Raw genomic sequence first — 284 nt, 5'->3', positions numbered from 1 at the left:
TCGGCGCTGAGAAGCTTAACTTCCGTGTTCGGTATGGGAACGGGTGTGACCTTCTCGCCATTATTGCCAGACTATTTAATTGAAAGAAGTTCGTTCTCTCAAAACTAGATAATATATAGAAGAAATTGGGTAAAACTGAGTTAGTTCGCTTTAAAACTTGGTTAAGTCCTCGATCGATTAGTATCAGTCAGCTCCACATGTCACCATGCTTCCACCTCTGACCTATCAACCTGATCATCTTTCAGGGATCTTACTAGCTTGACGCTATGGGAAATCTCATCTTG

The 284-nt window shown here is 41.9% G+C and carries 2 rRNA genes; both read right to left on the bottom strand.

What is annotated here, in order from left to right:
* Window positions 1-71, bottom strand: a 5S ribosomal RNA gene (gene rrf, locus M3226_RS31870); the annotation flags it as partial.
* An 86-nt stretch (window positions 72-157) separates the two neighbouring features.
* Window positions 158-284, bottom strand: a 23S ribosomal RNA gene (locus M3226_RS31865); the annotation flags it as partial.

This window comes from Neobacillus cucumis (assembly GCF_023715505.1).
The sequence above is the reverse complement of the archived record's forward strand: the minus strand, read 5'-3'. Positions and strand labels throughout refer to the sequence as shown.